Annotated in this window: 14 protein-coding genes; 4 read left to right on the forward strand and 10 right to left on the reverse strand. The window is 57.1% G+C overall.

From position 1 onward, the window contains the following. Positions 1–5: 5 nt before the first annotated feature. From ASD70_RS10245 to ASD70_RS10255, 3 genes are all read left to right on the forward strand, one after another. A complete protein-coding gene (locus ASD70_RS10245) occupies positions 6–1,163 on the forward strand; it encodes a glutathionylspermidine synthase family protein (protein WP_056846354.1) in 1,158 nt (385 codons plus the stop codon). Between the two features lie 191 nt (positions 1,164–1,354). Next, positions 1,355–2,119, forward strand: coding sequence for a type IV toxin-antitoxin system AbiEi family antitoxin (locus tag ASD70_RS10250; protein ID WP_068965510.1), 765 nt, complete (start codon positions 1,355–1,357; stop codon positions 2,117–2,119). After that, positions 2,109–3,032: a nucleotidyl transferase AbiEii/AbiGii toxin family protein gene (locus tag ASD70_RS10255; RefSeq protein ID WP_056846355.1), complete on the forward strand. Its 924-nt coding sequence runs from the start codon at positions 2,109–2,111 to the stop codon at positions 3,030–3,032. The genes ASD70_RS10250 and ASD70_RS10255 overlap by 11 nt, the downstream gene beginning before the upstream one ends. A 57-nt stretch (positions 3,033–3,089) precedes the next feature. Here the strand turns inward: ASD70_RS10255 and ycaC are convergent, their stop codons facing one another. Beyond that, positions 3,090–3,722, reverse strand: coding sequence for an isochorismate family cysteine hydrolase YcaC (ycaC, locus tag ASD70_RS10260; protein WP_046069715.1), 633 nt, complete (start codon positions 3,720–3,722; stop codon positions 3,090–3,092). Positions 3,723–4,226: 504 nt separating this feature from the next. Between ycaC and ASD70_RS10265 the strand changes: the two genes are divergently transcribed. Then, entirely contained in the window at positions 4,227–4,463 is a 237-nt protein-coding gene (locus tag ASD70_RS10265; RefSeq protein WP_056846356.1) for a hypothetical protein, read from the forward strand. Between the two features lie 45 nt (positions 4,464–4,508). Here ASD70_RS10265 and ASD70_RS10270 read toward each other — a convergent pair whose 3' ends face one another. From ASD70_RS10270 to ASD70_RS10310, 9 genes are all read right to left on the reverse strand, one after another. Continuing rightward, a complete protein-coding gene (locus tag ASD70_RS10270; RefSeq protein ID WP_056846357.1) occupies positions 4,509–6,383 on the reverse strand; it encodes a DUF2075 domain-containing protein in 1,875 nt (624 codons plus the stop codon). Positions 6,384–6,407: 24 nt separating this feature from the next. Next, positions 6,408–6,791 carry a nucleotide pyrophosphohydrolase gene (locus ASD70_RS10275; RefSeq protein ID WP_056846358.1) on the reverse strand — a complete coding sequence of 128 codons (384 nt, stop codon included), beginning with the start codon at positions 6,789–6,791 and terminating at the stop codon, positions 6,408–6,410. A gap of 387 nt (positions 6,792–7,178) precedes the next feature. Then, positions 7,179–7,949 (reverse strand): LexA family transcriptional regulator, encoded by a 771-nt coding sequence (locus ASD70_RS10280; RefSeq protein WP_082561423.1) that lies wholly within the window; start codon positions 7,947–7,949, stop codon positions 7,179–7,181. 213 nt (positions 7,950–8,162) lie between these two features. Beyond that, the gene (gene ppa, locus ASD70_RS10285) at positions 8,163–8,690 is read right to left on the reverse strand and encodes an inorganic diphosphatase (protein ID WP_005791810.1); all 528 of its coding nucleotides are present in this window, start codon (positions 8,688–8,690) and stop codon (positions 8,163–8,165) included. Between the two features lie 108 nt (positions 8,691–8,798). Next, positions 8,799–9,614, reverse strand: coding sequence for a zinc-dependent peptidase (locus ASD70_RS10290; protein ID WP_056846360.1), 816 nt, complete (start codon positions 9,612–9,614; stop codon positions 8,799–8,801). 6 nt (positions 9,615–9,620) lie between these two features. Then, the gene (locus ASD70_RS10295; RefSeq protein WP_046069710.1) at positions 9,621–10,277 is read right to left on the reverse strand and encodes a DedA family protein; all 657 of its coding nucleotides are present in this window, start codon (positions 10,275–10,277) and stop codon (positions 9,621–9,623) included. A 305-nt stretch (positions 10,278–10,582) separates the two neighbouring features. Continuing rightward, positions 10,583–11,041: a GNAT family N-acetyltransferase gene (locus ASD70_RS10300; protein ID WP_056846361.1), complete on the reverse strand. Its 459-nt coding sequence runs from the start codon at positions 11,039–11,041 to the stop codon at positions 10,583–10,585. Positions 11,042–11,130: 89 nt separating this feature from the next. Further along, the gene (eutC, locus tag ASD70_RS10305) at positions 11,131–11,967 is read right to left on the reverse strand and encodes an ethanolamine ammonia-lyase subunit EutC (protein WP_046069708.1); all 837 of its coding nucleotides are present in this window, start codon (positions 11,965–11,967) and stop codon (positions 11,131–11,133) included. Beyond that, positions 11,964–13,358, reverse strand: coding sequence for an ethanolamine ammonia-lyase subunit EutB (locus ASD70_RS10310; RefSeq protein WP_046069707.1), 1,395 nt, complete (start codon positions 13,356–13,358; stop codon positions 11,964–11,966). The genes eutC and ASD70_RS10310 overlap by 4 nt, the downstream gene beginning before the upstream one ends. Positions 13,359–13,387: the final 29 nt, after the last annotated feature.

The raw sequence follows: 13,387 nt of genomic DNA on the forward strand, positions 1-13,387 counted from the left end.
CAGGCATGAAGAAGATCCACTGCGCAGAGCGTCATGATTGGAAACAGACCGCCGACAGCCTCGGCTTTCTGTTCCACACCATCGACGGCGAACCCTACTGGGACGAGCGCGCGTATTACCAGTTCACGCTCCAGCAAATCGAGCGCGACCTTGAAGACCCCACCACCGAGATCCATGACATGTGCATGGACCTCGTGGCCCGCGTGGTCCACAGTGAAGAACTGCTCGAACGCCTGAGCATCCCCGCGCCTTTCTACGACATGATCCGCACCTCATGGCTTGAAGGCCACCCGCACCTGTACGGGCGCATGGACTTCTCCTACAACGGCACCGGCCCCGCCAAACTGCTCGAGCTCAACTACGACACCCCCACCAGCCTCTACGAGGCCGCGGCATTCCAGTGGGGCTGGCTCGAGCAATGCATCGAACGCGGCCTGCTGCCCAAACACGCCGACCAATTCAACAGCATCGACACCAAACTGCACCAGGCCTTCGCCCAGCTGCAGGTCAACCAGCCGTTCTACTTCGCCTCGATGAAAAACTCGATCGAAGACAAAGGCACCACCGACTACCTGCGCCTCGTCGCGGAAAAAGTCGGCATCGAATCCCGCCACATCGACATCGAAGACATCGGCCTGACCAACGAAGGCCGCTTCGTCGACCTTGAAGATCGCTGGATCCCCCACCTGTTCAAACTGCACGCCTGGGAGTTCATCTTCCACGAACCCTTCGGCGCCGCCATTGCCGAGAGCGATACGCAGTTTTTCGAGCCGGCGTGGAAGTCTATCCTCTCCAACAAAGGCATCCTGCCGTTGTTGTGGGAGTTCAACAAAGGCCACCCGAATTTGCTCGCGTCGCACCTGGATACTGACCCAGGCAAGGCCGTGCCGAAGGGCTGGGTGCGCAAGCCGTTCTTCTCGCGGGAAGGGGCGAACATCGAGCTGCAAACGGCTGATGGGCTGATTGTGAAAGAGGGCGGGCCCTACACGGATGCGCCTTTCATCCTTCAAGAGTTTGCACCACTACCGAAATTTGGGGACAGCTACACGCTGATCGGCTCTTGGGTAATTGGCGACCAGGCCGCTGGCATCGGTGTACGCGAGGACAATAGCTTGATCACCAAGGACTCAAGCCGGTTTCTACCACACCTGATCCTGGACTAAATAACCCACTCGGCCACTTGATCGTTGCCACACGCGTGGTAACGCATCCAGTGACGCTGCGCGTCACTGCACCCTGGTATTGAACGTACCCATTCACAGTTGCAATCAAAAGCTTCGCAAGGATAGTCACATCCAACTTTCTCGTGGTTTAATATTTTTAATATAAATATACTTATAGGGTGATATTTATCATGAAAATAAACCACCTTCTCGCGAAATGGCCATCGGGCTCCATTGCTACTCAAGTGTGGCTGCACGAGAACGGTGTTGGGCCGAGCCTCATCCAAAAGTATCAGCACACGGGCTGGGTAGAGCGTGTGGGGCATGGTGCGTGGAAACGCAGCGGCGACGATCTTGGCTGGCACGGCGGTGTCTTCGCATTGCAACAAGACGCAACGGTGCAGATTTGGCCGGGTGGTGCGACGGCGTTGAGCCTGGCCGGTTACAGCCACTACCTGACCTTCGGAAAGCAGACAGTCGATCTATTCGGCACACCAGAAGCCCTTCTACCAGGCTGGTTCCGCAAGCACGAATGGGAGGCCCAAGTAAATTTCTACCGAGGCGCACTCTTTGCGGAACTGGAAGATATGGCGTTACAAGTTTTCCAAGTGCCTTACCGTCAATTTGCGCTAAAAATCTCCACCCCGGAGCGTGCGGTGCTTGAGCTTATCCATCAAAGCGACGATGAAATGCTGTTCAGCGGTGTGGCCGATGTATTGAGCGGTCTGGCCACACTCAGTCCCAAACGCCTGCAAAAGCTGCTTGAAGCGTGCAACTCGATCCGCGTCAAACGCGTGTTCCTTTTGCTGGCACGTAATGCGAACCATGCGTGGTATGGGCGTATAGATCGTTCCAGCATCGACATGGGTAAGGGCAAGCGGCAAATCATCCGGGGCGGTCGACTCGATAAAGAGTTCCTCATTACCGTTCCGGAGCGTTTTGCCAATGCCACTTGAACCACGTTATGCCGCTCAGGTTCGTCTGCTCGTGCAGGTCATTCCTTACGTAGCGGCAGAACGATGTTTCGCACTGAAAGGGGGGACCGCCATTAACCTGTTTGTGCGGGACTTGCCTCGGTTGTCGGTAGATATAGACCTGGCGTATCTGCCCAACTCTGCCCGCAAGCAGGCATTGGCCGACGTTCGTCAGGCGTTGGAGCGCATTGCCGGTGCCATAGCACGAGGCCTCCCTTTGGGCATTGCGACCGTTCAAGCAAATCGAGAGGATGAGCTTCGGATTCTCGTAAGAAACGCTCAGGCCCAAATTAAAATTGAGGTTTCGCCTGTGCTGCGCGGGACTGCCCTGCAGCCCCTGGAGCGTGACGTAGTGCCGTTGGTCGAGGATGAGTTTGGGTTCGCCTCGATAGCGGTGGTGTCCTTGCCCGACCTCTACGGCGGTAAAATTTGCGCTGCACTGGATCGGCAACATCCAAGAGACCTTTTCGACGTGATGGTGATGCTTCGAGAAGAAGGGCTGACACGCGAAATTTTTGAAGGCTTCTTGGTATATTTGATCAGTCATGGGCGGCCCATGGCTGAGCTGCTTGCTCCACGGTGGAAGCCACTGGCGGATATGTTTCAGGCTGAATTTGCTGGCATGACGCGAGCACCGGTCACTCTTGAAGAATTAGAGGTGACTAGAGAGGCTTTGCTGGCTGCGATCCAGCAACAATTCTGCGAGCAGGATGCCGCCTTTCTGATCTCGCTAAAACAAGGAGAGCCTGATTGGGCGAAGTTGAATTTGCCTGGGATCGAAGAGTTGCCTGCGGTGCAATGGAAGCTGCATAACGTCAGGCGGATATCTACTGCGAAGCGAGTAGAAGCAGTGGCGAAACTGGAGGCGGTGGTTGGGCAATTGCTGGCTGGGTAAGCCGTGGTATGAAAAAGCCTGCTTCTCACAAGCAGGCTTGTTATACAGCATGATTACTTACTTAGACTGGGCAGTCAGCGCCGCATACCCATTCATCAAATTGCGATAGTTAGGAATCCGCTGGGACAACAGATTCCCCAGCCCTTCGATATCGTTGCGCCAGTCGCGGTGCAACTCACACGCCACCGAGAACCAGTTCATCAACTGCGCACCGGCCTGCGTCATCCGGCTCCACGCCGCCTGCTGCACCGTGGTATTGAAGGTGCCAGACGCATCCGTCACCACAAACACCTCAAACCCTTCCGCCAGCGCCGACAAGGTCGGGAACGCCACGCACACATCGGTTACCACACCGGCAATGATGATCTGCTTACGCCCCGTGGCCTTGATCGCCTTGACGAAATCCTCGTTGTCCCACGCGTTGATCTGACCAGGGCGAGCGATATACGGCGCGTCCGGAAACATTTCCTTCAACTCTGGCACCAGCGGCCCGTTAGGGCCTTGCTCGAAACTGGTGGTGAGGATGGTTGGCAAGTTGAAGAACTTGGCCAGGTCCGCCAGGGCCAGCACGTTGTTCTTGAACTCGTTGGGGGAGAAGTCCTGCACCAGGGAGATCAGGCCGGTCTGGTGGTCGACCAGCAGAACAATGGCGTCGTCTTTGTTCAAGCGGTTGTAGGTTGGAGCGCTCATGATTGAATCCTTTTTTGTTAGGTTGGTTGGGCGTTGCGTTCAACATGGGCACAGATTAATGGGTGGGTGACCGGGGATAAATCGGGTGGTAGGAGTCTTACTGTCAACTTAAAGCAGACAATAATGAACGAGCGATTGGGGGCCCCGTACTGCTGCGCATAACGCGAATGAATTGCCTGATTTTGAGTAGCCAGCAGGTTTGATCCCTTTCATTTGCGGGACATTTCCTAGAGAATTCCAGCCGCTTGCGCCGGCGAAACTCTGTGACTAAGCTGCGGATCGTCACTGCTAATTCAGTGATCGGGTTTAGTCGCCCAGCTTCGATTGGCGCATAAGCAACTCATGAGTCAGGCACCCCTTCGCCTGCATCTTATGGTGGCTGTGCGCAGGGCACCTTCGGGTGCGCCGGGTTACCAATCGACCGGTCGACTAACCTGCGTACAGCTGCCGCCTTTCGTTTAGTCGCGTAGATGGCAGCTTCAAATCATCGATTGGAGTTTTGCTATGGATAACGTTGTTTCCGATTCGTCATCATCGAGTGTGACCTACCCATTTGTCGTTAATGAAGATCTGAGCTTTGAGGATGCTTGGGTGCGTGTGGCGGAGTTGCTGCACTGTGCGGTGGCGACGTCGAAGGTGCATGGGGAGCCGCTGGCCGCGCCACAGAGAGCGGTGATGCATTTGGTGGAGATGGCGAAGATGGTGACGGACCGGGCTGTGGACTGTTTGCAGTCCAAGTAATGTGAGGGTGCTTGTCTCAACCTTATTGAGGCAAGCACCAGCAGGTCATTTAGCGTTCGCGTGATCGTCAAGCCGGCTCGCAAAGTACTGCGCGGTTTCTGGGTCGGTGCAGTAGAGGTAGCAACCCTTCATTCCCCTGGTCATCAGCGTTCGATAGGTGTTCTTGATGATCAAGTCCGTTTCCTGCTTTGCCAGATCGGGTTGCTCCTTCATCATTTTCTTCCAGCCGCGAATGGACTTGTCGTTTTTATCTCGCTCAAGGGCAGAGGTAAGAACGCGCCCATTCCGCACGATGAGATCGGGCCCGATGATGACGCCGATATAATCGACTTCCAGGCCTTGGCATGTATGAATACACCCGACCTGATCAACTGAATTCTCCGCGATGATCCACAAACTGCCGTCCTGATCAAGGTTCCATTGGCGTTCGTAGTCGTCGCCGATGACGATGTCGGATTCTCGAGCATCTTTCTTGCTGCGCCACGGCCAGCAGTAACCGGCAACAACCCGGGCTTTGTTACCTTGGTTTTTTTGTTCGATAGCCATATGCATGGCTTGAGGGCTGTCAAAGATTTTGAACTCGTATTCGCTATTGTCGAGCAGCGGATTGGCGGTTGCGCGTATCTCCAGTACGTCATCGAGCCAAGCCAGATAACCGTCAGACCCGCTGCAACGGAACTGCGAGGACAACGTATATTCCTCTACCTCCGCGCCTTTGGCTTTCGCAAAAGCACGTACGGCTTGCTTGCTGCCTATGTCATTCAACGTGACGCGCTGATCTTCGTCGATAAAGAAGATTGAACATTTGGCCGACTCGATCAGTTCCTTGATTTGGTTCTCACCCAAATTGCCGTAAAGCCCGCTTTTTTCGTTAAGACGGTGAGCTTCGTCTACGATGAGCGCATCAAAGGTGTTGGGTTCGGTATCAATGAAAGCGCCTGAGCCAGAAAAAAGATTGGAGAAGTGGCTACGCTTGACCGTTCCCACCAATTTGCTCTCATACACCTTTCGCGGCGCGGCATTTTTTGAGACGTACTTGCTCAATAATCCCTGGCTCGTAAGCTTCACGAGCAAGTTGATCGCCAGCACGGTTTTACCCGTACCAGGGCCGCCCTCAATGATAATCACCTTCGGCGCCGCTTCCGAGGCAGCGCTCGCCGCCGCCAGTGCGGATTCAAACGTCGCCTTTTGATCGTCGATCAGTATGAATTCCGGCTGGCCCTTCAGAAGTCCTTTAAGTGCATCAGCTAGTGCTTTCGACGGGCGAATTTTTCCATTGGAAAGCTCATAGAGAATTTCTTTGTTATCGCCATGAAGGATGTGGGTCTTGAGAAACGTACGCAGTTTTTCAAGCTCATCCGGCCCTTTGAGGAACAGTGGAGCTTTGCTGATATATGCATGGTAATGCGCAGAATTTATAACCCCATCGCTGACATAGTTGTGAAGATAAGCGCAGGGTCGAACCTCGATGCTTTTGTCATAGACGGCTTCGTTAAAGCCTTCGAGCAATGCGGCGTATGACCAGACTTGGTAGGACGGATGGATAGTTTCCACTAGCCCGCCGCCTAGCGCAGTTTTGACTATCGCGTCCTTGGACGTTGCAGTTGATTTGCTCCATTGCTTCAACTCGATCAGGACAGCATTTTTACCCTGATTCGCATCCCTCCCAGTCAGCAAGAAATCAATACGCTTCGAAGACTGTGGGATATGCAACTCGATAGCCAAGCCGGCGTCATTCGGCAGCCCTTCATCTCGGAGCACCTTTGCCATGTACGTCAGCGAGCCCTGCCAGGATTTGATCTCCGACGCCCCAACTCTTTTCCCCGTGGCTTCCTTGTAGTGCCTGAGAATGACTTCTTCGATATCGTCGTTATCGTTGTCTTTGAGGAATTGCTGTTTGGTCGCAGCGTAAACGATCACGAGAAGTCCTTAGCGCGTGGGGTATCAGAGTTGGTCGTATTTTTTGCTGGTGCTTCTGGCTTTATCGACGGGGTACTTCGAAGCGTTAAGGGCAAGCTTGTCCCGGGTAGCTTCGTCGAGGTCGACGCCTAACACGCTGGCTAAACGGACCAGGTACATCAGGACATCAGCCAGTTCATCTTTCACCGCTTGGGCAGTTTCCGGACGCTTCGCTGCTGCAATCGAGTCGGTCTCGCTCATCCATTGAAAGACTTCGCAAAGCTCGCCAACCTCGCCGGTGAGGGCCAAAAGCAAATTCTTGGGCGAATGGAACTGGTGCCAGTCGCGATCATCAGCAAAACGTTGCAGGCGAATGGACAGGTTTTCGACGTTCACCAGTTGTTCGGGTGTGCTGTCTGTTTTGATCACAGGCCCGCCTCTCGATTGGTGGTTAACGGATCTGACGCATGTTGGAAAATTGAGAGAGGGATTGTAAGAGGTTTCTTTGCGGGGGGTGGGCTTTTTGCGCTTAAGGCTGGAGGCGGTGCGTGGGAAGGAAAGGTCCAATGAGCTTGAGGGGGAGTAGGCCAACAGGGGATTTATTGACAGATATTAAAAAGCCGGCTTGTGGCCGGCTTCTCGGGGACTGCCTCAGCTTGTTTTTGACAAACCTCAGCAGCCTTCAAATCGCTCAGCCCACATTGCGTCGGGCTGAATAGTAGGGGCATCAGCGGGAACTCCTCCGCATCGCCAAGCAGGTCAAATAGCTAAGCCATCCCCCTGCCAAATGTGCGGCGCATTCTACCCACATTCACCTCAATTGCCCACCTCCGGTTCCGATTTAGAGCCTTCCCAACCCAGCAGGTGTTCATCCAGCGGCACGGGTGGGCGGCGGTTGTTGAGGGTGGACCACCAGAATACCCAGCCGACGATCTTGAAGCATTGTTCGAAGCGTTCTTCGTGGTTCAGATATTCGTCCGGGTGTTCGGCGGCGTTGTGGCTGCGCATGCGCAGGCCGCCCCCGGGGCGGTTGTAGAGGTATTTGATGCGTAGCATGCCGTCGTGTTCGACGGCGTAGATTTCGCCGTCGATGATTTGGGTGCGGCCTCGGTCGATACCGAGGGTGGCGCCTTGTTGGATGATGTCGATCATGCTGTTGTCGACCATGTAGGCACCTACCGCGCGGTCGGGTTTGACGTTGAGGGTTTCGAGGGTGTGCAGCGAGATTCGGATGCATTCGGTTGAGGTGAATGTGGGGTGGAGGGCGATCTCCACGTCGGTTTTTTCCGGGCGGCAGGCGGGGCCTGTGAGGTATTTGCCAGTGTCTTCGCGGGTGGCTGCAATCCTTGCGGTGGGGCCTTCCAACAGGTAGTTGGCAGGCGGATGTTTGGGGCCTCGGCCGTCGTGCAGCCAGCGACTGGAGACGCAGAGCAGTTCTGCGATCTCGTTGAGTCGGCCCATGGGAACTCCGCGCTTGAACCAGTTGTTCACGTGTTGAGGCGTGACGCCGCGGTTCTTGGCAAAGTCGGAGGCGGAAAGATGAACTTCCCGAAGTAGCGCTTTTAAACGATCACCTGATGTATTCATAAACGCAGAGTTTACTGGCCGGAAAAACTAATCAAATAAACCATGCGTTGAATTGCATATGTAGGATTTGGCTTAGTTGTGGCTTGGTTTTTCAGGTGGGGCGCTTAGTTAAACACGATTAAATAAACATTGAACTTGATGTTTAATCTTGCCCATAAAAAAGCCCCGAATTAACGGGGCTTTTTTATTTGCCGTGGCAATGAAGCGCGGGTATCAGCCTTTGTAGGCGGCAACCGACTTCATGATCTCGGCGCGGGCGGCTTCTGCGTTGCCCCAACCGTCGATCTTCACCCATTTGCCTTTTTCGAGGTCTTTGTAGTTCTCGAAGAAGTGCTTGATCTGTTCCAGCAGCAGTGGCGGCAGGTCGGTGTATTCCTTCACGTCCACGTACAACTGGGACAGCTTGTCGTGTGGCACTGCGATGACTTTGGCATCGCCGCCGCCGTCGTCGGTCATGTTCAGGATGCCGACTGGGCGTGCGCGGATGACCGAGCCTGGGGTAACCGGGTAAGGGGTCACTACCAGCACGTCGAGGGGGTCGCCGTCGTCAGCCAGGGTGTTGGGGATGAAACCGTAGTTGGCCGGGTAGAACATCGGGGTGGCCATGAAACGGTCAACGAACAGGCAGTCGCTGTCTTTGTCGATTTCGTATTTGATCGGCGCGTGGTTGGCCGGAATTTCGATCGCGACGTAGATGTCGTTCGGCAGGTCTTTGCCAGCCGGAATCTTGCTGTAGCTCATTGGGCGTTGCCCCCGTAGTTGGCCATATGACATGGCCGGATTGGCCTAAAAGTGGCGGCGATTATAGGCATATTCTGACGCCGATGCCATGCGCCAAGCGTCGTACGGTCATTCGCCGTGTGGCTGGTAGCGCGGGTCGTGGGCTTGCAGTTGGGTCAGGCGCGCCAGGGGATCCTGGCGGTAAAAGCGGCTGAGTTGGGCGTACACCTGTGGATAACTGTCGGCCAGCAAATCCGGGGCACTGAAGAAATACTCGCTGGTAACGGCAAAGAATTCCGCCGGGTTTTCCGCGGCGTAGGGGTCTATTTCTGTCTCGGCGTCCGGGTTGGCGTCGAGTTGGCGGTTGAGGTCATCGAAGGCGCTTTGCATCACGCTGGCCCATTCCTGCACGCGCATGTCGTGGTGCAGGGGCGGCAGGCCGTTGGCGTCGCCGTTGAGCATGTCCAGCTTGTGGGCCAGTTCGTGGATGACCAGGTTGTAGCCTTCCCATTGACCGCTGGCGAGTACGCCGGGCCAGGCCAGGATGACCGGGCCTTGTTGCCAGGCTTCGCCGCTGTGTTCACCGTCCCACTCGTGCTCGACGCCGCTGGCGTCGCGATGGCGTTGCGGGCTGAGGAAGTCGTCGGGGTATAGCACGATTTCATGAAAGCCCTGGTACCAGTCGAGATCGCCGAGGTTCATCAGTGGCAGCTGTGCCTGGGCGGCGAGCAGCAGGCGTTGTTCCTGGTGCAGTTCGACGCCGGGCAGGGCGGTGAGGTGTTTTTCGGCGAGGAAGACCACGCAGGCTTCGCGCAGCCACTGGTCTTGCTCGGCGCTGATGCCGTCGAGGAAGGTCAGGTGCTGGCGCACCCGCTGCCAGGTGTCATCGGCAATCGGGTGCTTGGCCAGCAGGCGCCGGCGACGCCAGGCGCTGAGGGACCACATTGCCGGTCAGTGCGGGTTGGCTTCGGAGGAGGTGCGGCCAAAGCGGCTGCGCACCACGCCAATGATCATCGGCACCAGCGACAGCAGGATGATGAACACCACCAGCAGCGAGAGGTTTTTCTTGATAAACGGCACGTTGCCGAAGAAGTAGCCCAGAGTCACCAGGCCGCCGACCCAGAGGATGGTGCCCAGTACGCTGAAACCGAAGAAGCGCGGATAGGGCATTTTGGCGATGCCGGCGACGAACGGTGCGAAGGTCCGCAGGATCGGCAGGAAGCGCGCCAGGGTTACGGTCTTGCCGCCGTGCTTATCGTAGAAATCGTGGGTTTTTTGCAGGTAGTCGCGACGGAAGATCTTGGAGTTCGGGTTGCTGAACAAGCGCTCGCCGACCGTTCGGCCTATGACGTAGTTGGTGCTGTCACCGAGGATCGCCGCCAGCATCAACAGGCCGGCCAGCAGTACTGGGTCCATGCCGCCACCGGCTGCTACGGCACCGGCGATAAACAGCAGGGAATCACCCGGCAGGAAGGGCATGACCACCAGGCCGGTTTCGCAAAAAATAACCAGGAACAGAATGGCGTAGATCCACGGACCGTAATTGGTTACCAGCATGTCGAGGTAGACGTCGAGATGCAGGATAAGGTCGAGCGGGTTGAAATCCATGGATGGCACCTGTGTGAACGGCCCGGCTCAGCAGGCCTGTGCGGAAGCTCGGGCAATAAGGCTACAAATAGTTGTCGCGGTTCTTACGGCCCTGAAAGGTCGGCATTATACGGATTGAATGGTGAAAAGCGTGTGGCTTTTGTAGCGGGGAGTGTCGTGAAAGTGTGAAGCGGTTGGGCTTGGTTTTTTGTGGGAGGGGGCTTGCTCCCGATGGCGGGGTGTCAGGTAACCAATCTGCGCCTGACCCACTGTAATCGGGGGCAAGCCCCCTCCCACAGTGGATCTGAGGTGTTTTGGGGGGGGGATCAGTCTTCGTTGATCGGCAGTACGTAGTTCTTGAATTCGGTGTCTTCACGAAAACCGATGGATTCATAGGTCTTCTGCGCCACGTCATTGTCGCTGCTGGTGGAGACCCGCAAGCGTACGGCATGGGTTTCCTTGGCCATCTTTTTGGCGGTGCGCATCAGGTTGTCGGCCACCAGTTGCCGACGCGCATCCTCGGCCACGTAGATGTCGTTGAGGATCCACACTCGTTTGAGCGATAACGAGGAAAAGCTCGGATACAACTGGCAGAACCCCAGCAGCCGCTTGTCATCATCATCAGCCAGGGCGAGGTAGATGACTGACTCCTTGCGTCGCAGGCGCTTTTCCAGGAAGGCCCGGGATGAGTCCGGGAACGGCAAGGCACCATAGAACTCGCGGTATTTGACGAATAGCGGGGTCAACAGGTCCAGGTGTTCCAGGGTCGCTTGAGTAATCCGCATGCCAGGCCTCAACTTCCTAATGGGGTATGATCACGCGAGCGGCCGTGGCTTGATGCTGCCTAATGCGACAAAAAAGCGCAATCGTGCTGCTATCGATCAGCCGGTGGGCTGAGCAGGAAATTGCCCTTCATCAGGTCCGGATCGTCGGATTCGAGGGTCTGAACCTGCGCCTCGTCCTTGAGATTGACCCCCGACAACTGCCGGCGACACGCCTCGCGCATCAGGTACAGCAGACGATGGGCCGCCATGCCATAACTCAAGCCTTCCAGCCGCACATTGGAGATGCAGTTGCGATAGGCGTCGGTGAGGCCGACCTTGGGGTTGTAGGTGAAATACAGGCCCAGGCTGTCCGGCGAGCTGAGCCCCGGGCGTTCGCCGATGAGGATCACCACCATCTTGGCCCCGAGCAGTTGCCCGATCTCGTCGGCCACCGCCACGCGGCCTTGTTCCACCAGAATTACCGGTGACAAGGACCAGCCTTCGGCGTGGGTCTGTTCTTCCAGGCGTGCCAGAAATGGCGCGGTATGTTTATGCACCGCCAGCGCCGACAGACCATCGGCCACCACAATCGCCAAGTCCACCCCACCGGGATGTGCCAAGGCGTAGTCGCGCAAGGTCTGGGCCGACTCATCGCTCAAGCGCCGCCCAAGGTCCGGGCGTTGCAGGTAGATGTGCCGGTCGGGGGCGGCGCTGTGCAGCAGCAGGCTGTCGCGGCCGCGTTCGGCAAACTGGCTGCTGAGCCCGGCGTGATCGAAGGGCAGGTGAACCGCATCCCGCGCCTGGGCGTGGGCGAACTGGAAATCCAGCTGGGCGCTGGTAGGAATACTGGTGCCAGTGCGGCCCAATGCGATGCGCGCCGGCGTCAAGCGGCGCAGTTCCAGCCAGGGGTTGTCAGGCAGTTCTGGTTGCACGGTCGGCTCCTTCATCCCAATTGCGCCAAGGCGTGGCGAAACGCCGGTGGCAGGCTGTTGCCAAAGTGCACCTTGCCGCCTTCTTGCGTGAAGATGCCCATTTTTGCCAGCCACTGTTCAAATTCCGGCGCCGGCTTTAAACCCAAGGTCTGGCGGGCGTACAGGGCGTCGTGGAACGAGGTGGTCTGGTAGTTGAGCATGATGTCGTCGGAGCCGGGAATGCCCATGATGAAGTTGATACCGGCCACACCCAGCAGGGTCAGCAGGGTGTCCATGTCGTCCTGGTCGGCTTCTGCGTGGTTGGTGTAGCAGATATCGCAACCCATGGGCACGCCGAGCAGCTTGCCGCAAAAGTGGTCTTCGAGGCCGGCACGGATGATCTGCTTGCCGTTGTACAGGTACTCCGGGCCGATAAAGCCGACCACGGTGTTCACCAAAAATGGCTTGAAGTGCCGCGCCACGGCGTAGGCGCGGGTTTCACAGGTTTGCTGGTCGACGCCAAAATGCGCATTGGCCGACAAGGCGCTGCCCTGGCCGGTTTCGAAGTACATCAGGTTCTGCCCCAGGGTGCCGCGCTTGAGGCTCAGGCCGGCGTCGTAACCTTCCTGCAGCACGCTCAGGCTGATGCCGAAACTGGCGTTGGCCGCCTCGGTGCCGGCAATCGACTGGAACACCAGGTCCAGGGGCACGCCACGGTTGATCGCCTCGATGGAGGTGGTGACGTGAGTCAGCACGCAAGCCTGGGTGGGAATTTCGTAGCGCTGGATGATCGCGTCAAGCATCTCCAGCATGGCGCAGATCGAGGCGATGCTGTCGGTGGCCGGGTTGATGCCGATCATGGCGTCGCCGTTGCCGTAGAGCAGGCCGTCGAGAATACTCGCGGCGATGCCTGCCGGTTCATCGGTGGGGTGGTTGGGCTGCAAGCGTGTGGACAGGCGCCCGCGCAATCCCATGGTGCCGCGAAACTGGGTAACCACGCGGATCTTTTGCGCCACCAGCACCAGGTCCTGCACACGCATGATCTTGGACACGGCGGCGGCCATTTCCGGGGTCAGCCCTGGCGCCAATGCACGCAGGGCGTGTTCATCGGCGGCATCACTAAGTAGCCAGTCGCGCAGGCCGCCGACGGTGAGGTGGCTGACCGGCGCAAACGCCTGTTTATCGTGGGTGTCGATGATCAGCCGGGTGACTTCATCGCTTTCATAGGGGATCAGCACCTCCTGCAGGAAGTGCTTGAGCGGGATATTCGCCAGCGCCATCTGCGCTGCCACCCGTTCGCCGTCGTTTTGGGCGGCGACACCAGCGAGGAAGTCCCCGGAGCGGGCGGGGCTGGCCTTGGCCATCACGTCCTTGAGGTCGTCGAAGCGGTAGGTGAGGGCACCCACCGCGTGGGAAAAGCTTGCCATACAGTGTCTCCTGAATGACGCGGGCAAAA

Source organism: Pseudomonas sp. Root569, from assembly GCF_001427465.1.
GTDB classification, from domain to species: domain Bacteria; phylum Pseudomonadota; class Gammaproteobacteria; order Pseudomonadales; family Pseudomonadaceae; genus Aquipseudomonas; species Aquipseudomonas synxantha.

Coding starts and splice junctions, on each gene's coding strand:
- ASD70_RS10280 (WP_082561423.1), bottom strand. CDS start 7,949: ATGAATACATCAGGTGATCGTTTAAAAGCGCTACTTCGGGAAGTTCAT.
- ycaC (WP_046069715.1), bottom strand. CDS start 3,722: ATGAGCGCTCCAACCTACAACCGCTTGAACAAAGACGACGCCATTGTT.
- ASD70_RS10255 (WP_056846355.1), top strand. CDS start 2,109: ATGCCACTTGAACCACGTTATGCCGCTCAGGTTCGTCTGCTCGTGCAG.
- eutC (WP_046069708.1), bottom strand. CDS start 11,967: ATGAAGGAGCCGACCGTGCAACCAGAACTGCCTGACAACCCCTGGCTG.
- ASD70_RS10295 (WP_046069710.1), bottom strand. CDS start 10,277: ATGGATTTCAACCCGCTCGACCTTATCCTGCATCTCGACGTCTACCTC.
- ASD70_RS10265 (WP_056846356.1), top strand. CDS start 4,227: ATGGATAACGTTGTTTCCGATTCGTCATCATCGAGTGTGACCTACCCA.
- ASD70_RS10290 (WP_056846360.1), bottom strand. CDS start 9,614: ATGTGGTCCCTCAGCGCCTGGCGTCGCCGGCGCCTGCTGGCCAAGCAC.
- ASD70_RS10300 (WP_056846361.1), bottom strand. CDS start 11,041: ATGCGGATTACTCAAGCGACCCTGGAACACCTGGACCTGTTGACCCCG.
- ppa (WP_005791810.1), bottom strand. CDS start 8,690: ATGAGCTACAGCAAGATTCCGGCTGGCAAAGACCTGCCGAACGACATC.
- ASD70_RS10250 (WP_068965510.1), top strand. CDS start 1,355: ATGAAAATAAACCACCTTCTCGCGAAATGGCCATCGGGCTCCATTGCT.
- ASD70_RS10245 (WP_056846354.1), top strand. CDS start 6: ATGAAGAAGATCCACTGCGCAGAGCGTCATGATTGGAAACAGACCGCC.
- ASD70_RS10310 (WP_046069707.1), bottom strand. CDS start 13,358: ATGGCAAGCTTTTCCCACGCGGTGGGTGCCCTCACCTACCGCTTCGAC.